At 74.3% G+C, this 20,529-nt stretch carries 15 protein-coding genes and 1 tRNA gene; 8 read left to right on the top strand and 8 right to left on the bottom strand.

All coding sequences use genetic code 11. From position 1 onward, the window contains the following. Positions 1–7: 7 nt before the first annotated feature. Genes AC4OR8_RS02995 through AC4OR8_RS02980 form a run of 4 tightly spaced genes read right to left on the bottom strand, consistent with a single transcriptional unit; the run spans position 8 to position 3,957 of the window. On the bottom strand, positions 8–1,432 hold the full coding sequence (locus AC4OR8_RS02995; protein ID WP_492164086.1) for an FtsW/RodA/SpoVE family cell cycle protein: 1,425 nt from the start codon (positions 1,430–1,432) through the stop codon (positions 8–10). After that, on the bottom strand, positions 1,432–2,766 hold the full coding sequence (locus AC4OR8_RS02990) for a PP2C family protein-serine/threonine phosphatase (protein WP_492164085.1): 1,335 nt from the start codon (positions 2,764–2,766) through the stop codon (positions 1,432–1,434). Before AC4OR8_RS02990 ends, AC4OR8_RS02995 begins: the two co-directional genes overlap by 1 nt. Beyond that, complete coding sequence (locus tag AC4OR8_RS02985) at positions 2,763–3,239, bottom strand: FHA domain-containing protein FhaB/FipA (RefSeq protein WP_492164084.1); 477 nt, start codon at positions 3,237–3,239, stop codon at positions 2,763–2,765. Before AC4OR8_RS02985 ends, AC4OR8_RS02990 begins: the two co-directional genes overlap by 4 nt. Beyond that, positions 3,232–3,957 (bottom strand): FHA domain-containing protein, encoded by a 726-nt coding sequence (locus tag AC4OR8_RS02980; RefSeq protein ID WP_492164083.1) that lies wholly within the window; start codon positions 3,955–3,957, stop codon positions 3,232–3,234. Before AC4OR8_RS02980 ends, AC4OR8_RS02985 begins: the two co-directional genes overlap by 8 nt. 184 nt (positions 3,958–4,141) lie before the next feature. Between AC4OR8_RS02980 and AC4OR8_RS02975 the strand changes: the two genes are divergently transcribed. Then, positions 4,142–4,225: transfer RNA gene (locus AC4OR8_RS02975), tRNA-Leu, on the top strand. A 361-nt stretch (positions 4,226–4,586) separates the two neighbouring features. On the opposite strand, the gene AC4OR8_RS02970 is transcribed toward AC4OR8_RS02975, so the two are convergent. Beyond that, on the bottom strand, positions 4,587–6,248 hold the full coding sequence (locus tag AC4OR8_RS02970) for an alpha/beta hydrolase (protein WP_492164082.1): 1,662 nt from the start codon (positions 6,246–6,248) through the stop codon (positions 4,587–4,589). A 90-nt stretch (positions 6,249–6,338) separates the two neighbouring features. Next, positions 6,339–6,800 (bottom strand): MarR family winged helix-turn-helix transcriptional regulator, encoded by a 462-nt coding sequence (locus AC4OR8_RS02965; protein ID WP_492164081.1) that lies wholly within the window; start codon positions 6,798–6,800, stop codon positions 6,339–6,341. Positions 6,801–6,865: 65 nt separating this feature from the next. Here AC4OR8_RS02965 and AC4OR8_RS02960 point away from each other — a divergent pair, with 65 nt between their 5' ends. The 3 genes from AC4OR8_RS02960 to AC4OR8_RS02950 are packed head-to-tail and all read left to right on the top strand — an operon-like array spanning position 6,866 to position 11,573. Further along, positions 6,866–8,950, top strand: a complete 2,085-nt coding sequence (locus AC4OR8_RS02960) for an MMPL family transporter (protein WP_492164080.1) — start codon at positions 6,866–6,868, stop codon at positions 8,948–8,950. A 34-nt stretch (positions 8,951–8,984) separates the two neighbouring features. Continuing rightward, the gene (locus AC4OR8_RS02955; RefSeq protein WP_492164079.1) at positions 8,985–10,283 is read left to right on the top strand and encodes an AI-2E family transporter; all 1,299 of its coding nucleotides are present in this window, start codon (positions 8,985–8,987) and stop codon (positions 10,281–10,283) included. A 24-nt stretch (positions 10,284–10,307) separates the two neighbouring features. Then, a complete protein-coding gene (locus AC4OR8_RS02950; protein WP_492164078.1) occupies positions 10,308–11,573 on the top strand; it encodes an MFS transporter in 1,266 nt (421 codons plus the stop codon). Here the strand turns inward: AC4OR8_RS02950 and tpx are convergent. Further along, positions 11,543–12,037: a thiol peroxidase gene (tpx, locus tag AC4OR8_RS02945; RefSeq protein WP_492164077.1), complete on the bottom strand. Its 495-nt coding sequence runs from the start codon at positions 12,035–12,037 to the stop codon at positions 11,543–11,545. The genes AC4OR8_RS02950 and tpx overlap by 31 nt on opposite strands. 155 nt (positions 12,038–12,192) lie before the next feature. On the opposite strand from tpx, the gene AC4OR8_RS02940 reads away from it, so the two are divergent. Continuing rightward, the gene (locus AC4OR8_RS02940; RefSeq protein ID WP_492164076.1) at positions 12,193–13,143 is read left to right on the top strand and encodes a pyruvate, water dikinase regulatory protein; all 951 of its coding nucleotides are present in this window, start codon (positions 12,193–12,195) and stop codon (positions 13,141–13,143) included. Further along, positions 13,140–15,578: a phosphoenolpyruvate synthase gene (gene ppsA / locus AC4OR8_RS02935; protein ID WP_492164075.1), complete on the top strand. Its 2,439-nt coding sequence runs from the start codon at positions 13,140–13,142 to the stop codon at positions 15,576–15,578. The genes AC4OR8_RS02940 and ppsA overlap by 4 nt, the downstream gene beginning before the upstream one ends. A gap of 156 nt (positions 15,579–15,734) precedes the next feature. On the opposite strand, the gene AC4OR8_RS02930 is transcribed toward ppsA, so the two are convergent. Beyond that, entirely contained in the window at positions 15,735–16,955 is a 1,221-nt protein-coding gene (locus AC4OR8_RS02930) for an ROK family protein (RefSeq protein ID WP_492164074.1), read from the bottom strand. A gap of 83 nt (positions 16,956–17,038) precedes the next feature. Between AC4OR8_RS02930 and zwf the strand changes: the two genes are divergently transcribed. Beyond that, positions 17,039–18,550 (top strand): glucose-6-phosphate dehydrogenase, encoded by a 1,512-nt coding sequence (zwf, locus tag AC4OR8_RS02925; RefSeq protein WP_492164073.1) that lies wholly within the window; start codon positions 17,039–17,041, stop codon positions 18,548–18,550. Then, positions 18,547–20,484, top strand: coding sequence for a phosphogluconate dehydratase (gene edd, locus AC4OR8_RS02920; protein WP_492164072.1), 1,938 nt, complete (start codon positions 18,547–18,549; stop codon positions 20,482–20,484). Before zwf ends, edd begins: the two co-directional genes overlap by 4 nt. Positions 20,485–20,529: the final 45 nt, after the last annotated feature.

Genomic DNA, 20,529 nt, shown 5'->3' with positions numbered 1-20,529 from the left:
GCCATCGTCAGAGCCTGATCACCTGCGTCGACTCCTCGGCCTCCTCCTCCTCGGCGGCGAGGTCGGGCACGGGACGGCGGGCCAGGTCGGAGACCCGCAGCAGCAGCGCGATGATCACCCAGTTGGCCACCAGCGACGAGCCGCCCTGCGACAGGAACGGCGTGGTCAGGCCGGTGAGCGGGATCAGCCCGGTGACCCCGCCGACCACCACGAAGACCTGCAGCGCGAAGACGCTGCCCAGGCCGGTGGCCAGCAGCTTGCCGAAGCCGTCGCGGGAGATGATCGCCGCCCGCAGGGCGCGCTCCACGATGAGGCCGTAGAGCAGCAGCACGGCCAGGACGCCGGTCAGGCCGAGCTCCTCGCCGAGCCCGGCGATGATGAAGTCGGACTCCACGAACGGCACCCGGGTGGGGTCGCCGCCGCCGAAGCCGCGGCCCAGCAGGCCGCCCCACGCCATGCCGAACGTCGCCTCGACGGGCTGGAAGGCGGTCTCGTTGGTGCCCTCGCCGTAGTAGGCGAACGGGTCGAGCCACACGTTGACCCGGGTCTGCACGTGGCTGAAGATCCGCCACGCGGTGAACGCCCCGGCGAGGAACAGCGCAGCGCCGACGACCAGCCAGCCGGGCCGCTCGGTGGCGACGTAGAGCATCACCAGGAAGAGGCCGAAGAACAGCAGGCTGGAGCCGAGGTCCTTCTGGAGCACCAGGATCCCGAGGCTGACCAGCCACATGCCGAGGATCGGCCCCAGGTCGCGCCCGCGGGGCAGGTCGACGAACAGCACGCGGCGACCGGCCAGCGCCAGCGCGTCGCGGTGGAGCACGAGGTAGCCGGCGAAGGCGATGACGAGCAGCACCTTGGCGACCTCGCCGGGCTGGAAGCTGAACGGCCCGACCGCGATCCAGATCTTCGCGCCGCGGATCTCGTTGCCGATCACCGGCATCATCGGCAGCAGCAGCAGGACGATCGCCGCCAGGCCGGCGGTGTAGGTGAACCGGGTCAGCACGCGGTGGTCGCGCAGCACCAGCAGGGTGATCATGAAGAGCACCACGCCGAGGGTCATCCAGGTGAGCTGGGCCCGCGCCAGGGAGCCGTCGTCGGCGAGGTCGACGCGGTGGATGAAGGCCAGGCCCAGCCCGTTGAGCGCGGCCACCACGGGCAGCAGCACCGGGTCGGCGTACGGCGCGACGAGGCGGACGACGACGTGGGCGGCCACCACCAGCGCGGTGAGCCAGCCGCCGTAGCCGACGACGTCGGCCGGCACCCGGCCCTCGACGCCGATCCCGACCGCGGCGTAGGCGCCGACGCCGACCATGAGCGCCAGCACGAGCAGGAAGAGCTCGGCGCCACGGCGGCGCCGGTGCACGAAGCCCATGATCGGGTTGTTGCCGGTGGACCCGGGGGCCGTCGCCGCGGCGCGGCTCGCCCGGGCCATCAGCGGGCCCCCGCCGACGTGGTCGTGCCGGTCTCGACCGGCTCCATCGCCGCCACCAGGTTCTCCACGATGCGGCGGGCGCCGTCGAGGCTGTCGGAGCTCATGCCGGCGCGCACGTCGTCGGCCTGCAGCGCGGTGAGCCGCTCGAGGTCGACGTTGGTGCGCTCGTACGGCTCGTTGAGCGAGACCCCGGGCAGCTCGGTGTTGACCCCGCGGTAGACGTAGACGACGCCGTCGTCCTCGCTGACGAAGTACTGCTGCTGGCTCCACGACCACGCGGCGGCCGCGGCCACCCACACCAGGCCGGCCACCACCAGGGCGAGCATCAGCCAGCGCAGCCAGCCGAAGCGGCTCGGCGGGCGCAGGGCGTAGCGGGCGACCTCGGGGTCGACGGGGTCGGACGGGATGGCGTGGGCGCCGGGGGGCAGGCCGTCGGGGATGTCGCCCGGCACCGGGTCGAGCTCGCCGGTGTCACCGGAGCGGTGGCCGCGGAACAGCGCCGGGCTGCGGGTGCCGCGCGGCACCCGGCGGCGCAGCTCGGCGGCCGCGCCCACCAGCAGCGGCTCGAGCTCGGCCAGCTCGGTGGCGCGCCGGGCCGCGCCGTCGTCGTCGAGGACGTCGGCGACCAGGCAGGTGACGTTGTCGGAGCTGCCGGCCTCCAGGCTGGCGCGCACCAGCTCGACGGCGGCGAAGTCGGGGGTGCCGGAGGAGAGGATGTCGGCCAGGCGGGTGTCGTCGAGCACGCCGCAGGCGCCGTCGCTGCACAGGAACACCCGGTCGCCGGCCTGCAGCTCGATGAGGAACAGGTCGGGCTCCGCCTCGTGCACGCCGTCGAGCGCCTTGAGGATGACGTTGCGGTGGGGGTGCACCCGCGCCTCGGCCTCGGTGATGCGGCCCTCGTCGATGAGGCTCTGCACGAACGTGTGGTCGGTGGTGAGCTGGCTCAGCTCCCCGGAGCGGTAGAGGTAGGCCCGGCTGTCGCCGACGTGGCCCACCGCCACCCGCGAGCCGTCGAAGAGCAGCACGGTGGCGGTCGTGCTGGTGCCGTTGAGCGCGGGCTCCTCGTCGACGAGCTCGCCGATGCGGTCGTGGGCGCGGTGCAGCGCGCCGGCCACCTGGCCGACCAGGTCCTCGGGCGAGACCTCGCCGGGAGGCGCGTCGTCGAGACGGCGCAGCTGCTGCACGGCGGTGCTGCTGGCGATGTCGCCGCGGGCCGCGCCGCCCACGCCGTCGCAGACGGTGAGCAGCCACGGGCCGGCGTACCCCGAGTCCTGGTTGTCCTTGCGCACCCGACCGACGTCGGAGATCGCTGAGTAGTCCAGTCGCAAGGTCACTTGCGCAGCTCCAGGATCGTCTTGCCGATGCGCACCTGGGTGCCGAGCGTGATCGTGGTGGGCTGCGTGATGCGGGCCGCGCCGATGTAGGTGCCGTTGGTGGAGCCGAGGTCCTCGACGAACCACTGGTCGCCGGAGGCGGCGATGCGGGCGTGCCGGGTGGAGACGTAGTCGTCCTCGAGGCGGATGGCGGCGTCGCTGCCGCGGCCGATGAGGATCGGGGCCGCCTCGAGCTCGGCGCGCTCGCCGGCGCTGGAGCCCTCGACGACCAGCACGTGGCTGGGGGAGCCGCGGCGCGGCTTGACCGGCTTGGCCTTCTTCTCCTTGGCCGTGCGCGGGGCGGCCCCGCGGGCGGCCTCGGGCACCCGTGCGCCGAACATGTCGGAGCGGATCACCGAGATCGCGGAGAGGACGAAGATCCACAGGATCGCCAGGTAGGCGATGCGGATCAGCAGCAGGGTGAGCTCAGACATCGACGCGCTCCTCGACGATCCGCACCGTCAGCGTGGTGTTCCCGATCTTCACCTCGGTGCCGTCGTCGGCGATCGAGCGGGTCATCTTCTGGCCGTTGACGAGCATGCCGTTGGTCGAGCCCAGGTCGTGCACCTCGATGTGCACGCCCTCGTCGGTGCCGGTGGTGCGGGTGGCGACGCGGAACTCGATGTGGCGGCGGCTCACGCCGGGGTCGTTGATGCGCAGGTCGGCCTCGTTGCCGCGGCCCACCACGACACCGGGGGGCGACAGCGGCTGGCGGGTGCCGTTGACCTCCAGCAGCGCGCGCGCCCGGCTCACCTGGGTGTGCGTGGCGTTGCCCGTGACGCGGGCCTGGGCTCGGCTGCGGATGCGGAAGCGGCCGGTGCTGAGGTCGCCGGCCTCCTCGAACTCGATGACGATCGGCCCCGGGAACGCGTACCCCTGGGCGTCGGCGTGCTCCTGCAGCTGGCGGGTCAGGTCGTCGGCGAGGGCCGAGTCGTACGGCGCGAGCCGGTCGAGGTCGGTGATCGACAGCTCGACGTGGAAGGCGTTCGGCACCAGCCGGCGCTGGCGCGAGAGGATCTGGGCGTTGTTGTCGCACTCGCGCTGCAGCGCGGCGGCGATCTCGACGGGCTGCACCGCCGAGCGGAAGGCGCGGGCGAAGGCGCCGGAGATAGCGTTCTCGAGCCGCTGCTCGAACTTCTGCAGGCCACCCACGGTGTCGCCTCCCTTCCGTCGTCGTCGACCGGCACCTGCGCCACGGCAGGCGGACCGACCCGGTGTCGGCCCGGGTTGGCAGCGATCGTAACGGGACCGCGCTCGTGGGGCCTTCACCTCCGCCGGGGGGTCGGTGACGGTTTGGGGAAGACCCGGGGGCTGGGATACGGTCCTCATGCTTCTCGCGCGAGTGGCGGAATAGGCAGACGCGCACGGTTCAGGTCCGTGTGTCCGAAAGGACGTGGGGGTTCAACTCCCCCCTCGCGCACCGAGCGGCACCGAGACCCGCAGGCCCCCGGCCTGCGGGTCTCGTCGTTCCCGGCCGTTCGGCTCGCGCCCCGGGGTCGGGGCGGGCGTCGTGCGGACGGTGGGGTCGCACCCACGTTTCGGATGACGTCCGGCCTCGCCGGGGTCCGGGTGGGTGCGTCACGCGGACGGTGGAGTCGCAACGGCCGCAAATGCGACCCGCCCCCGACCCTGGTCGTCGACCTGGGGCGGGGGCGGGGAGCGCATTGCTCGGGTGCCTGCATCCTCCTTGCCCGGCAGGCCGGGCCGGCAAACCTCGTTCGTGCAGAAAATTCTCGGGGTCCGCGTCGGGGTGGGGCGAGGCGCCCGTGTCCGGGCGGTGCTCAGCCGCGGAAGGGCGGCCGCTCGCTCGGGCACACGACGTCGGCCGCGAGCGGCTGGGCGGTGAGCAGGTACCGCGACACCAGGGCGGTCGCGCACTGGCTGGTGCCGGTGGCGACGTGGCCGTAGTCCTCGGCCAGCACGAGGCGGGATCCGGCGAACTCACGCTGCAGGGCGAGGGCGCCCGACAGCGGGGTGGCGGGGTCGTAGCGGTTGTTGACGATCAGCACCTTGCCGGGGTCGGGGGTGGTGAACGGACCCTGGAAGGCGTCGGCCGACGACCCGGGCCACCCGAGGCAGGCCGACGACGCCCAGGTCCAGTAGGGCCCGAAGTGCTTCGCGTCGGCGGCGTCCGACGCGGCGGCCGCGGCGGGCCAGGCGTCGATGGACGACGGGTTGGTGCTGTCGGAGCACAGCACGCCGTGGAACGAGCCGCTGATGCTGGTGCGGGCGTACGGGCCGGGGAACGGCGCGGCCTCGGCCGCCTCCTCGGCGTCGCGGAGCGCGGCCTGCAGCCGGCCGGCGCCGCCGACCACGCGGGCGTCGGCGTCGTGGGCGGCGATCGCGCGCTCGGCCTGGCGGGTCAGCCGGGCGATGAAGCGCACGTCGCCCGAGTAGAGGACACCCACGGTGGTGTAGATCAGGTCGTCGTAGCGGACCCCGATCGCGCGGGCCGTGCGGGTGTCGTTCTTCAGCCGGTCGGCGACGGCGTCGTAGCGCTCGATCGCCGACTGCGAGCGGCCGGCGAGGCGGCAGGCGTCGGGCCCGGCGGCGTCGCAGGCGGCCAGGCCGGCCTCGAGCGCCTCCCGGGTGCCCTCGCCGCTGCGGATGCGGGTGGTGACCGGCACGGTGGTGCCGGTGCCGTCGCGCCCGGCGGTCCACTCCACCGGGTCGAGGACGCCGTCGACGACGAAGGCCCGCATGGTGTCGGGGAACATCGAGGCGTAGGTGGCGCCGAGCACGCTGCCGTACGACGCACCGAAGTAGCTGACGGTGTCCTCGCGCATCGCGCGGCGCACCAGGTCCATGTCGCGGGCGACGTCGGCGGTGGTCATGTGGTCGACGATGCGGCGGTCGCCGCACAGGCGCCGCTCCTGGGCGTCGAAGTCGAGCCAGGCCTCGATCTGCGAGGCGGTGCGGGGGTAGGCGGTGCGCGGGTAGGCGGCGTCGCCGTTGCCGCGGCAGATCAGCTCGCCGGTGCCACCGACGCCGCGCGGGTCGATGCCGACGACGTCGAACCGGTTGCTGACCCGCGGGCCGAGGAACTGGCCGGCGTAGGTGGCGAAGTCGGTGGCCGACCCGCCGGGGCCGCCGGGGTTGACGAACAGGGTGCCGATGCGGCGCTCGGGGTCGCGCGCCGGCACCTTCAGCACGGCGAGGTCGACGGTGGCGCCGCCGGGACGGTCGTAGTCGAGGGGGGCCTCCACCGTGGCGCAGCGGTAGCCGTTGCCGCAGCGGCGGAAGTCGGCGCGCGGCACGGCGCGCTCGGCGGCGGGTGCCGTGGCTGCCGAGGTCGCGGCGGCGGGGGACGCCGGGGCGGCGGTAGCGGTGGACAGGGCGGTGGGCACGGCGGCGGCGGAGAGGCCGACGGCGAGGGCGGCCGCGAGCAGGCCGGTGACGAGGGGTGAACGGGTGGACCGGGCGCGGGGCCTTTGCTTTCTCACCGCGTCAGCATGCTGCCCCGCGGACCCCCTGGCAACAGACGTGTCACCCACTCTGGTGCGGCCGTTCCCGACGGGCCGTGGGGGAGGGCGTCAGCGGTCGGGGTGGGAGGTGGTGGCGGCGTCGAGGGCGGCCGCAGCCCCGCGCAGGTAGCGCTCCACCGCGGCCCGCTCGGTGTCGTCGAGGTCGGCGTCGAGCGCCCGGAGCCCCTCGAACATCGGCATCAGGTGGCCGAGCAGCTCGGCGCGCCCGGAGTCGGTGGGGGTCACCACGGTGCGGCGCCGGTCGGCGGCGTGGGGGCTGCGCTGCACGTACCCCTTGGCCTCGAGCCGGTCGACGATGCCGGTGGACGCGGCGGTGCTGACCTCCAGCAGGCGGGCGAGCTCGGCGGGCCCCAACGGCTCGCGCACGACGTGCTCCAGCGCGGTGAGCTCGGAGTCGCTGACGCGGGTGCGGCGGGCCAGCTCGTGGCGCAGGCGCAGCGCGGCACCGACGACCTCCCGCAGGAGGTAGGAGGAGACGGGTCCCTCGGGAGGGCCGGCGGGCTCCGGCATTTTCTTTCACCAACTTAGCGACTAAGGTTGTGAACTACATCGTACGTCGATCCCAGGAGCACCTCATGCGCGACCGCCTCGTCACCACGGTCACCGGACGCCGCACCGCTGCGGTCGTGGCCCTGGTGCCCCTGCTGCTCGCGGTGCTGGCCATCTTCCTGGTGGGGGAGGGCGAGCGCGACACCAGGAGCACCGACGCGGTCCCCGCCGGGCTGGACAGCACGCTCGGCACCGAGCTGCGCGACGCGCTGCCCGCCGAGGAGTCCAGCGCCGCCGTGGTGCTGCTGAGTGCCGACGAGGGGTCGTTCACCCCGCCCACCGCGCGCGAGCTGGCGACCCTGGCCGAGGACGTCGGCGGGGTGGGCTCCGGTCCCGACGGGCCGGTCACCCTGGCCGAGGACGGCACCGCCGCGCTCGTGGTGGTGCCGGTGCGGGCCGGCTCGGCGACCGCGACCGCCGACGCCGTCACCGCCCTGCGCGAGCGTCTCGCCGAGGCCGTGCCCGACGGCGTGAGCGCGCAGGTGACCGGGCCGGCGGCGACCCAGGCCGACCTCGCCGCGGTCTTCGACGGCGCCGACCTGCGCCTGCTCGGCGCCACCGCCGCCGTGGTCGCCGTGCTGCTGATCCTCACCTACCGCAGCCCGGTGCTGTGGGTCGTGCCGCTGACCGTGGTGGCGGTGGCCGACCGGCTCGCCGCCGTGGTCTCCACGCAGGTGATGGCCGGCCTGGGCGTGGCGTGGGACGAGTCGACCATCGGCATCCTGTCGGTGCTGGTCTTCGGCGCCGGCACCGACTACGCCCTGCTGCTGATCTCCCGCTACCGCGACGAGCTGCGCCACGAGGAGTCGCGCCACGTCGCGATGGCCACGGCGCTGCGGCGCACGGCCGAGGCGGTGCTGTCGAGCTCGGTCACCGTGGTGCTGGGCCTGCTCACCCTGCTGCTCTCGCTGGTGCCGACCACCCGCGGCCTGGGCCTGGCCTGCGCGATCGGGGTCGTGGTCGCGGCGACGGCGGCGCTGGTGGTGCTGCCGGCAGCGCTGGTGTGCCTCGGGCGCTGGGTGTTCTGGCCACGGGTGCCGCGGGTCGGCCAGCCCGCCCTCGCCGACACCGACTCGCTGTGGCACCGCGTCGGTGCGCGGGTGGCGCGGCGACCGACGGCGTTCGTGGTGGGCACCCTCGCGGTGCTGGCCGTGCTCGCGCTCGGCGTGCTGCGCATCGACACCGGCCTCGACCCCGCCGACCAGTTCCTCGACGAGCCGGAGGCCATCGCCGCCGCCGATCGTCTGGGCGAGTCGTTCCCCGCCGGGGTCTCCGACCCCACCCAGGTGCTCACCCGGGCGCCCGCGCAGGAGGTGCTGGCCCTCGTCGAGGACAGCCCCGGGGTGGCCTCGGCCCGGGTCACCGAGAGCGCCGAGGGCATCACCCAGGTCGACGCCGTGCTCGACGCGTCCCCCGGCAGCGACGCCGCCCGCACCGCGGTGGAGGACCTGCGCGCCGGGCTCGCCGACCTCCCCGACACCCACGTGACGGGCAGCGAGGCCGAGGCCCTGGACGCCGGGGAGGGCGCCGCCCGCGACCGCCTGGTGATCCTGCCGCTCATCCTCGCGCTGGTGCTCGGCGCCCTCGTGGTGCTGCTGCGCTCCGTGGTGGCCCCGTTGCTGCTGGTCGCGACGGTGGTGGCGACGTACGCCGCCAGCCTCGGCGCGTCGTGGTGGCTGTTCACCGGCGTGCTGGGCTTCGACGCCCTCGACAGCGGCGTCCCGCTGCTGGCGTTCCTCTTCCTGGTGGCGCTGGGCGTCGACTACAACATCTTCCTGGTCACCCGGGCCCGCGAGGAGGCCGTCGTCCACGGCGCCCGGGCCGGGATGCTGCGCGCCCTGACCGCCACCGGCGGGGTGATCACCAGCGCGGGCATCCTGCTGGCCGCGGTGTTCGCGGTGCTGGGCGTGCTGCCGCTGGTGGTGCTGGCCCAGCTCGGCACGATCATCTGCGTCGGCGTCCTGCTCGACACGCTGCTGGTGCGCACCGTGCTGGTCCCGGCCCTGGCCGTGCAGCTCGGTGACCGCTTCTGGTGGCCGGCCCGGGTCGGCCCGGCGCAGGCAGGCGGGGCCGGCGGGACCGCGGGCGACCGCTCCCCCCTCGCGGTGTAGGAGCGAGGGGGGCTGCGCTGGGAGGATGCGCCCCGTGACCCCCTTCGACACCACGCGCGACCACCGCATCGACGACGCGCGCCCCGCGACGCGGGAGCAGGAGATCGGTCGCGGCGTGCACTGGCTGTCGCGCTGGACGCTGCGCTGGCTGGTGATCGCGGTCGGGGCCTACGTGCTCGGCGAGCTCGTGCAGTACCTGTGGAGCATCCTGCTGCCGATCGTGCTCGCCCTGATCGTCACCACCGTGCTCGCCCCGGGCGCCCACGCGCTGCAGCGCCGCACCCGGATGCCCGGTGCGCTGGCGGCCGCCCTGGTCATCCTCGGCGCCCTCGCCGCGGTCGCCCTGGTGGTGGGCCTGATCGCCCCCTCGGTGGGCGACCAGGTCGTCGACATCGCCGACAGCGCCTCCCAGGGCCTCTCGCGGCTCCAGGACACGCTGCTCGACAGCAGCCTCCCGGTCACCTCCGAGCAGATCGACGACGGCGTCGCCGCGGCCCAGGACCGGCTTCAGGCCAGCGCCAGCGCGATCGCCTCCGGCGTGCTGGTCGGCGTGAGCGCGGTCGGCGGCGCGCTGATCAACCTGCTGCTCACGCTGGTGCTCACCTTCTTCTTCATCAAGGACGGCCACCGCTTCCTGCCGTGGCTGACCCACGTCTCGGGCCGCGGCGTCGGCGTCCACTTCGCCGAGGTGCTGCGCCGGGCGTGGTCGACGCTCGGCACGTTCATCCGCACCCAGGCCCTGGTCGGCCTCATCGACGCGGTGCTGATCGGCCTGGGCCTGGTGATCGTCGGCGTGCCGCTGGCCGGCCCGCTCGCGGTGCTCACCTTCGTCGCGGCCTTCGCCCCGATCGTCGGTGCGGTGACCATCGGCGCGGTGGCGGTGCTGGTGGCGCTGGTGGCCGAGGGCTGGGTCTCGGCGCTGATCGTGCTGGCCATCGTGCTCGCCGTGCAGCAGCTCGAGGGCAACGTGCTGCTGCCGTGGCTGCAGGGCAAGAGCCTGCGCCTGCACGCCGGCGTCGTGCTGCTGGCGATCGTGCTCGGCTCCACCCTCTTCGGCGTGGCCGGTGCGTTCCTCTCGGTGCCGGTGGTGGCCGTGGTGGCCGTCGTGCTGCGCTACCTCGACGAGGTGCTCACGGCCCGCACCGGCGACGGCCCGATGCCGCACCCCGGCTCCGACACCGTGATCGCCGAGCGCACCGACGCCGAGCGGGCCGAGCTCGACCGGCACGCCGACGAGCTGCGCCGCGGCGAGGTGGACCCCGACGACGTGCGCGAGCAGGCCCACACCGACGAGCCGGGTGCGCCCGACGCGTCGCCGCCGGCGCGCGCCTGAGCGCCGGGCGCGGGTGAGGCGCCGGTGAGCGCCGCCGGCGCGCGCCCGAGCCGGCCCACCACCGCCCTGGCCGTGGTGGCCGCCAGCACGCTGCTGACGATGAGCGTGTGGTTCTCCGCCACGGTCGTGGCGCGCCAGCTGCAGGACCAGTGGGCGCTCGACGGCACCGCACTGCTCACCGTGGCGGTGCAGCTCGGCTTCGTGGTGGGCGCGGTCGGCTCGGCCGTGCTGGGCCTGGCCGACGCGGTGCCGGCCCGCCGGCTCATGCTCCTGGGCGCCTGCGGGGCCGCCGCCGCCAACGCCGGCCTGCTGCTGGCCGACGGGCCCGCGGCCGCGGTGGCGCTGCGCGCCCTCACCGGGGTCGCCCTGGCGCTGTTCTACCCGGTGGCGCTCAAGGAGGTGTCGTCGTGGTTCGGCCGCGGGCGCGGCACCGCCCTCGGGCTGATGGTCGGCGCGCTGACGCTCGGCTCGGCACTGCCCCACCTCGTGGGCGCGCTCGGCGGCACGTCGTACCCCGGCGCCGGCCCCGACTGGCGCCTGGTCGTGACGGTGACCAGCGTGCTTGCCGCGGCGGGCGGGCTGCTCCTGCTGGTGGTGCGCGGCGAGGGACCCCACCCGTTCCCCCGCGGCGCGGTGAGCCTGGCCGCGGGCTTCCGCGCGCTGCGCCGGCGCGACGTGCTGCTCGCCGACCTCGGCTACGTCGGCCACATGTGGGAGCTCTACGCGATGTGGGCCGGGATCGGGGTGTTCCTGGCGGCGCTGCCCCAGGTCGCCGCCCGCCCCGACGCCGCCACCCTGGCCGCCGTGCTGGCCTTCGCCAGCATCGGCGTGGGCGCCGCGGGCTGCCTGGTGGGCGGGCTGCTGGCCGACCGGTGGGGACGCCCGCGCTCGGCGCTGCTGAGCCTGGTCTGCTCCGGCGGCTCGGCGCTGGCCCTGGCCGCGACGCACGACGTCGCCCCGCTCGCGGTGGTGGTCGCGCTGTGCTGCTGCTGGGGCTTCTGGGTGGTCGCCGACTCGGCGCAGTTCTCCGCGATGGTCACCGAGCACGCGCCGCCCGGCAGCGTCGGCGGGGCGCTGTCGGTGCAGCTGGCGGCGGGCTACCTCACCACCACGGTGACGCTGTGGCTGGTGCCGGCGCTGGTGGAGGCGGCGTCGTGGCGCGCGGCCCTGGTGGTGCTGGCACTCGGCCCGGCGCTCGGGGCGGTGGCGATGGTGGCCGCCGAGCGGCGCCGCCGGGCGGCGCAGGCGTACGGGCCGGGTCAGGCCAGCGGGGCCAGCGCGGCGTCGTAGTCGGGCTCCTCGCCGATCTCCGGCACGAGCTGGGAGTGCAGCACGGTGCCGTCGACGTCGAGCACGACCACGGCCCGGGCCAGCAGCCCGGCGAAGCCGCCGTCGACCAGGCGCACGCCGTAGTCGTCGCCGAAGGTGGAGCGGAACGCCGAGGCCGCGACGACGTCGGTGATGCCCTCGGCGCCGCAGAAGCGGGCCAGCGCGAACGGCAGGTCGAGCGAGACGCAGACGACCTCGGTGTCGACCAGGTCGGCGGCGCGGGCGTTGAACCCGCGCACGCCGGCGGCGCAGACGCCGGTGTCGACGCTGGGGAAGATGTTGAGCACGGTGCGCAGGCCCGGGGTGCGGGTGACGTCGGCGAGGTCGGCGCCGACCAGGGCCACCTCCGGGGCGATGGTGCCGACGGCGGGCAGGTCGCCGACCAGGGAGCAGGGGGTGCCGCCGAGTGCGGTGGTCGTGGTCATGGGCCCAGGTGTAGCAGGAGCGGGGTAGCGGCCGGTGCGGGGCCGTTGCAGGCCGGCGCAGGGAGCGGCTGGGGAGGGGCGTCCGCGGGCTGAGCCCCGGGCGCACCGGGGGACCCGCGCGGTAGCCTCCGGGGATCCCGACCACCGGAGGCATCGTGTCGCAGTCCGACGACCCGCCGGCCGGCCCCGAGCCCGACCCCGAGACCGAGGTCGACCCCGAGGTCGACCCTGCGGAGGTCGTGCCCGTCTTCTTCCTCTCCGACAGCACCGGCATCAGCGCGGAGACCATGGGCAACGCCCTGCTGCTGCAGTTCCCCGACCGGCACTTCGAGCGCACGCTGATCCCGTTCATCTCCACCGTCGACGACGCCCGGGCGGTCGTGGAGATCCTCGACGAGGCGATGGACGGCCCCGTGACGCCGCTGGCGTTCACCACCGCCGCGGTCGACGAGGTGCGCCTCGCGCTGGCCCGCACCCGCGCGCCGCTGATCGACTTCTTCGACATGCACATGACCAAGGTCGAGGCCATCCTCGGCCAGCAGGGGGTGCGGGCGCCGCTGCGACTGCACGGCGTGGGCGACATCAAGCGCTACAACACCCGGATGGCGGCGGTGGAGTTCACCATCGAGCACGACGACGGGCAGAGCCTGCGCGCGCTCGAGAAGGCCGACGTGATCCTGCTGGCGCCGTCGCGCTGCGGCAAGACACCGACGAGCATGTACCTCGCGCTGCAGCACGGCTTCTTCGTCGCCAACTACCCGCTGGTCGACGAGGACCTCGAGTCCGACGAGCTGCCGCGCCCGGTGCGCGACTTCCGCGAGCGCTGCTTCGGCATCACCACCACCGTCGACCGGCTCAGCCGGGTGCGCAACGAGCGCCGGCCCGGCTCGACGTACGCCAGCACGGCGCAGTGCCGCTGGGAGCTGCGTCGCGCCACCGAGCTCTTCGCCGCCCACCGCGTGCCGGTGGTCGACTCCTCGGCCAAGTCCGTGGAGGAGATCTCGGCGCTGATCATCCAGACCCTCAGGCGCGGCGGTCGACCGACCAGCCGCCGCACCCCCACACCCCCGCGTCCGGTCACCCCACCAGGAAGAGGCATCCCGTGAGCGAGCAGACCCCCCACTCGAACGTCCGGTGGTTCTCCGAGCTGGGCCTCGGCGACCTCGAGCAGGTGGGCGGCAAGAACGCCTCGCTGGGCGAGATGGTCTCCCACCTCACCGACCTCGGGGTGCGCGTGCCCGACGGGTTCGCCACCACCGCCGAGGCCTTCCACCGCTTCATCGCCACCGACGTCGACGGCTCCGGCGGCCTGACCGAGCGGATCAGCGGGCTGCTGGCCGACCTCGACACCGACGACGTGCGCCGCCTCGCCGAGGTGGGCCGCACCATCCGCGAGGAGGTCGTCGGCCAGCCGTTCCCGCCCGACCTCGAGGCCGACGTGCGCGCGGCCTACGACGTGCTGGTCGAGCAGTCGCGCGGCGCCGACGGCGAGGAGCCGTCGTTCGCGGTGCGCTCCTCGGCCACCGCCGAGGACCTCCCCGACGCCTCGTTCGCCGGGCAGCAGGAGACGTTCCTCAACGTGCGCGGGATCGACGCGGTGCTGCAGTCGATCCGCGAGGTCTACGCCTCGCTCTACAACGACCGCGCCATCGCCTACCGCGTGCACCACGGCTTCGAGCACGACGCCGTCGGCCTGTCGGCCGGGGTGCAGCGCATGGTGCGCTCCGACGTGGGCTCCTCGGGCGTGCTGTTCACCATGGACACCGAGTCGGGCTTCGACGACGCCGTCTTCGTGACCTCCGCCTACGGCCTGGGCGAGGGCGTCGTGCAGGGCGCGGTCAACCCCGACGAGTTCTACGTCTACAAGCCCGCCCTGCGTGCCGGGCGCCCCGCGGTGCTCAAGCGCGGCATCGGGGCCAAGGCCACCAAGATGGTCTACACCGAGGACACCGCGGTGGGCCGCACCACCGAGTTCGTCGACGTCGACCCCGCGCAGGCCCGGCTGTTCAGCCTCACCGACGCCGAGGTGGAGGAGCTGGCCCGCCACGCGCTGACCATCGAGGAGCACTACGGGCGCCCGATGGACATCGAGTGGGGCAAGGACGGCCTTGACGGGCTGCTCTACGTGCTGCAGGCGCGCCCCGAGACCGTGCAGTCGCGCCGCGCCGGCGCGCTGGAGCGCTACCGCATCGACAAGGCCGCCACCAGCGGCGTCGACGTGCTGGTGGAGGGCCGCGCCATCGGGCAGAAGATCGGCGCGGGCGCCGTGCGGGTGATGCGCTCGATCGACGACATGCACGAGTTCCACGAGGGCGAGGTGCTCGTCGCCGACATGACCGACCCCGACTGGGAGCCGATCATGAAGCGCGCCTCGGCCATCGTCACCAACCGCGGCGGGCGCACCTGCCACGCCGCGATCATCGCCCGCGAGCTCGGCATCCCGGCCGTCGTCGGCACCGGCAGCGGCACCCGCGACCTCGCCGACGGCCGCGAGGTCACCGTCTCGTGCGCCGAGGGCGACACCGGCCTGGTCTACGAGGGCGTCCTCGACTTCTCCGTCGAGCGCACCGAGCTCGACTCGATGCCCGACGTGCCGGTCAAGATCATGATGAACGTCGGCACCCCCGAGCAGGCCTTCGCCTTCTCCCGGCTGCCCCACCGCGGGGTCGGGCTGGCGCGCCTGGAGTTCGTGATCAACCGCCAGATCGGCATCCACCCCAAGGCGCTGCTCGAGCTCGCCGCCGACCCCGAGGCGCTGCCCGCCGACCTGCGCGCGGAGATCGAGGAGACGATCGCGGCGTACGCCGGGCCGCGCGAGTTCTTCGTGCAGCGCGTCGCGGAGGGGATCTCGATGATCGCCGCGGCCTTCGCCCCCGAGCCGGTGATCGTGCGGATGAGCGACTTCAAGTCCAACGAGTACGCCAACCTCGTCGGCGGCACCCGCTACGAGCCGGAGGAGGAGAACCCGATGATCGGCTACCGCGGCGCGTCGCGGTACCTCTCGGCCGACTTCGCCGACTGCTTCGCCATGGAGTGCGAGGCGCTGCGCCACGTGCGCGACGAGATGGGGCTGACCAACGTGCGCGTGATGATCCCGTTCGTGCGCACCGTCAAGGAGGCCAAGGGCGTGATCGAGCTGCTCGGCGAGCACGGCCTGCGCCGCGGCGAGAACGACCTGAAGGTCGTGATGATGTGCGAGGTGCCGTCCAACGCGGTGATCCCCGAGGCGTTCCTCGAGCACTTCGACGGCTTCTCCATCGGCTCCAACGACATGACCCAGCTGACCCTCGGCCTCGACCGCGACTCCGCGCTGGTGGCCGACGGCTTCGACGAGCGCGACCCGGCGGTGCTGCACATGCTGTCGTCGGCCATCGAGGCCTGCAAGCGTCAGGGCAAGTACGTCGGCATCTGCGGCCAGGGGCCCTCCGACCACCCCGACCTCGCCGACTGGCTGCTCGAGCAGGGCATCGAGTCGATGTCGCTGAACCCCGACACCGTCGTCGACACCTGGCTGCGCCTCGGCGGGGTCACCGCCGGCTGAGGCCTGCCCGCCGGGTCTCGATACACCTCGTCGCTGGCGCTCCTCGGCACTCGACCACCGAGAACCGGTCGGTCGGTCGAGCGCCAGCGAGGGGCCCCGGTTCGGTGGTCGAGTAGCGAGCGCCAGCGAGCGTGTCGAGACCCGTGGCGGCGGGGGTCAGGCGCGGAGGCGGGCGTCGACGGCGGCGGGGGTGAGCGCGGCGTCGATGGCGATGGCGGCGCAGCCGACGAGGCCGGCCGACTCGCCGTGGGTGGCGGGAGCGAAGCGCAGGTCGCGCACCACCGAGGCGGCGGCGCGGGCGTAGACGGTCTCGCGGATGCCCGCGGTGTAGAGGTCGAAGGCGGCGCCCATGTCGCCGCCGACGACCACGACCTGCGGGTGCAGCAGGTTGACCGCGGTGGCCAGCACCTCACCGAGGTGGCGTCCGCTCTGGCGCAGCAGCCGACGCGCGAGGGTGTCGCCGTCGAGGGCGAGGTGCACCAGGTCGCGCACGTGGCGCACGTCGCGGCCCTCGTCGACCATGGTGTTGACCAGCGCCCAGCCGCCCGCCACGGCCTCGAGGCAGCCGGTGGCCCCGCACCGGCACAGCAGGTCGGCGGCGGCCTCCACGCGGGTGTGGCCGAGCTCGCCGGTGACACCGCGGGCGTCGCCCAGCAGGCGGCCGTCGGCGACGACGCCGAGCCCGAGCCCGGTGGAGGCCTTCACCACCAGCGCGTCGGCCGGCGGGACGACGCCGAACAGCTCGGAGCGGGCCAGCGCGGCGGTGTCGTTGGCGAGGTGGAGGGGCGCGGGGCACACCTCGGCGAGGTACGGCGCCAGCGCGACGCCGTCCCAGCCGCCCATCACCGGGGCGTCCACGCTCATCGCCTTCTCGGGGTCGACGGTGCCGGGCAGGCTCATGCCGATGCCGGCCACCGGCAGCGTGGTGCCCTCCAGCAGCCCGGCGAGACGCTCGGCGACGGCCGGCATCAGCGCGTCGGGGGAGGTGCCGACGACGTGGTCGCGGGTGTCGCCGACCACCTCGCGCCCGGCGAGGTCGAAGAGGCCGATCTGGCTGCGGGAGCGGCCCAGCGCGATGCCGACCACAGCCGCGGCGTCGACGTGCAGCGAGAGCGTGCCGGGCGGGCGGCCGCCGGTGGAGGCAGTGCCCTCGTTCTCGAGCAGCAGCCCGGCGGCGACCAGGGCGTTGACGCGGGCGCTCACGGCGCTGCGGGACAGCCCGGTGGTGCGGCCGAGGCCGGAGCGGGTGGAGGCCTGGCCGGTGCGCACGAGGTGCAGCAGGCCGCCGGCGGTGGTGCCGGCCGCGGCCACGGCCACCTGGTCGGGCGTGCCGAAGGAGGCGCCCGGAGCCGTCGACGGCGCGGTGGTGTCGGTCACGGAAAGGAGTCAAGCACAGACTTTGTCCTCAAAAAAGCCGAAGACCGCTTGTATCGATCCAAAAGTCCTGCGACCGTAGGGGTATGGACACGACCACCACGGCAGCGGCAGCGCTGCCTGACCACTGCGACTTCACCGTGTTCGGAGGCACCGGCGACCTCGCCCTGCGCAAGCTCCTCCCCGCCCTCTTCCACCGCGACCTCGAGGGCCAGCTGCCCGACGACTTCCGCATCGTCGCGGTCTCCCGCAGCGACCTCGACACCGACGGCTACCAGCAGCTCGTGCGCGAGGCGCTGCCGGCGTACGTCGACCCGGCCGACCACGAGCCCGCCGGCTACCACGCCGCGCTGGAGCGCCTGGTCTCCCGGCTCCACCACCTCGTGCTCGACGCCCAGCAGCCCGACGACTGGCACCAGCTGCACGGCCTGCTGAAGGACCGCCCGCAGGCCGAGGAGACGGTGCGCGCGTTCTACCTCGCGGTCGCCCCGGCCCTCTTCGGTCCCATCTGCTCGCGCCTCGACGAGATCGGCGTGGTCGACGAGACCTCCCGGGTCGTGATGGAGAAGCCGATCGGGCGCGACCTCGCCTCGGCGCGTGCGGTCAACGACGCGGTCGGCGCGGTGTTCGCCGAGTCGCAGATCTTCCGCATCGACCACTACCTGGGCAAGGAGAGCGTGCAGAACCTCCTGGTCACGCGCTTCGCCAACACCTTCCTCGAGCCGCTGTGGAACTCCCGCTGGGTCGACCACGTGCAGATCACCGTGGCCGAGTCGCTGGGCGTCGGCGAGCGCGGCGGCTACTACGACGGCTCCGGCGCGCTGCGCGACATGGTGCAGAACCACCTGCTGCAGCTGCTGTGCCTCACCGCGATGGAGCCGCCGACGTACGTCGGTCGCGAGACCGTGCGCGACGAGAAGCTGAAGGTGCTCCAGGCGCTCAAGCCGATGACCGCCCACGACGTCGACCGCGACACCGTGCGCGGGCAGTACGGCCAGGGCCTGGTCGACGGCCAGGCCGTGGCGTCGTACGGCGACGACCTGGGCCGGGCCGGCTCCACCACCGAGACGTTCGTGGCGCTCAAGGCCGAGGTGCAGAACTGGCGCTGGGCCGGCGTGCCGTTCTACCTGCGCACCGGCAAGCGGATGGACCGCCGCGTCTCGGAGATCGTGGTGGTCTTCAAGGAGCCGCCGCACGCGATGTTCCCGGGCAGCGAGGGCGCCACCACCGCCAACCGCCTGCACATCCTGGTGCAGCCCGACGAGGGCATGCGCCTCCACCTCACCGCGAAGGAGCCCGGCCCCGGCGGCATCCGCCTGCGCCCGGTCTCGCTCGACCTGAGCTACGCCACCACGTTCACCCAGCGCTCGCCGGAGGCCTACGAGCGGCTGCTGATGGACGTCGTGCGCGGCAACCCCACCCACTTCATGCGCCGCGACGAGGTCGAGGCGGCCTGGACGTGGGTGGAGCCCATCCTCGAGCGGTGGGACGAGCTGGGGGAGCGGCCGCGCCGCTACCCCGCCGGCACCACCGGACCGACCGCCGCCGCGATGCTCCTCGAGCGGGACGGCCGAGCCTGGCAGGAGACCGACCAGTGACGACACCGACCCTTCCCGCCCACGTGCACCCCGTGGTGGCGGAGGTGACCGCGCGCATCGCGGCCCGCAGCGCCACCTCCCGTGCCGCCTACCTCGCCCGGGTGGAGCGCGCGGCCGAGACCGGCCCCGCGCGCGGCCGGCTCGCCTGCGCCAACCTGGCCCACGGCTTCGCCGCCTCGGGCCCCGCCGACAAGGCGGCGCTGCGCAGCGGCACCAAGCCCAACCTCGCGGTGGTGACCAGCTACAACGACATGCTCTCGGCCCACCAGCCGTTCGAGACCTACCCGCGCCAGCTCAAGAAGGCCGTGATCGGCGCCGGCGGCATCGCGCAGGTGGCCGGCGGCGTGCCCGCGATGTGCGACGGCGTGACCCAGGGCCGCGCCGGCATGCAGCTCTCGCTCTACAGCCGCGACGTGATCGCGATGTCCACCGCGATCGCGCTGTCGCACGACATGTTCGACGGCGCGCTGATGCTCGGGGTGTGCGACAAGATCGTGCCGGGGCTGCTGATCGGCGCGCTGTCGTTCGGCCACCTGCCGACGGTGTTCGTGCCGGCCGGCCCGATGACCTCCGGGCTGCCGAACAAGGAGAAGGCCGCGGTGCGCCAGCGCTTCGCCGAGGGCCGCGCCACCCGCGCCGAGCTGCTCGACGCCGAGGCGGCGTCGTACCACTCGGCCGGCACGTGCACCTTCTACGGCACCGCCAACTCCAACCAGCTGCTGATGGAGGTGCTGGGGCTGCACCTGCCCGGCTCGTCCTTCGTCAACCCCGGCACCCCGCTGCGCGAGGCCCTCACCGACGCCGCCGGTGCGCGGTCGGTGGAGCTGGCCCGCGGCACGTTCGCCCCCGACGGCCCGGTCGGCACCGACGGCACCGACGCCGGCGGGTCCGACGACCACGCCCCGATCGGTGAGGTGGTCGACGAGAAGGCGGTGGTCAACGCGTGCGTGGCGCTGCTGGCCAGCGGCGGCTCGACCAACCACACGCTGCACCTGGTGGCCATCGCCCGCGCCGCCGGCATCACGCTGACCTGGGGCGACCTGTCCGAGCTGTCGGCCGTGGTGCCGCTGCTGTGCCGGATCTACCCCAACGGCGCCGCCGACGTGAACCACTTCCACGCCGCCGGCGGCATCGGCTTCCTGGTGCGCACCCTGCTCGAGGCCGGGCTGCTGCACGACGACGTGCTCACCGTGGCCGGGCGCGGGCTGTCGCGCTACACCCGCGAGCCGCGGCTGCGCGCCGACGGCGGGGTCGACTGGGTGGACGGCACGCCCACCAGCCTCGACCCGGCCGTGCTGCGCCCGGTGGCCGACCCCTTCTCCGCCGACGGCGGGCTGCGGGTGCTCGGCGGCCCGCTCGGCACCGCGGTCATCAAGACCTCCGCGGTCGCCCCGGGGCACCAGGTCGTGACCGCGCCGGCGCTGGTGTTCGACGACCAGGCCGAGTTCCTCGCCGCCTTCGACGCCGGCACCCTCGACGGGCGCGACCTGGTGGCGGTGATCCGGTACCAGGGCCCGGCCGCCAACGGCATGCCCGAGCTGCACAAGCTCACTCCCGCCCTCGGGGTGCTCCAGGACCGCGGCCAGCGCGTCGCGATCGTCACCGACGGCCGCATGTCGGGGGCGTCGGGCAAGGTGCCGGCCGCCATCCACGTCACCCCCGAGGCCGCGCTGGGCGGCCCGCTGGCGCGGGTGCGCGACGGTGACGTCGTCAGCGTGGACGCCGAGCGCGGCCTGCTCGACCTCGCCGACCCCGCCATCGTGCTGTCCCGCCCCGCCACGGGTGCCGCCCCGCAGGGCGAGGAGTGGGCCGGCACCGGTCGCGAGCTGTTCGCCGCGTTCCGCGCCACGGTCGGCCCCGCCGACGCCGGCGCCAGCGTGTTCCCGTCGTACGACGCCCCGGCCCAGGAGGCCCCCCTTGCCCAGCCCGTCTGAGTCCCGTCCCGGCGCGCCCGAGACGTCCGGCCCGTCCGGTCCCGA

The sequence above is a fragment of the Nocardioides sp. FY1077 genome (assembly GCF_058681775.1).
This window is presented reverse-complemented; position numbering and strand designations above follow the sequence as displayed.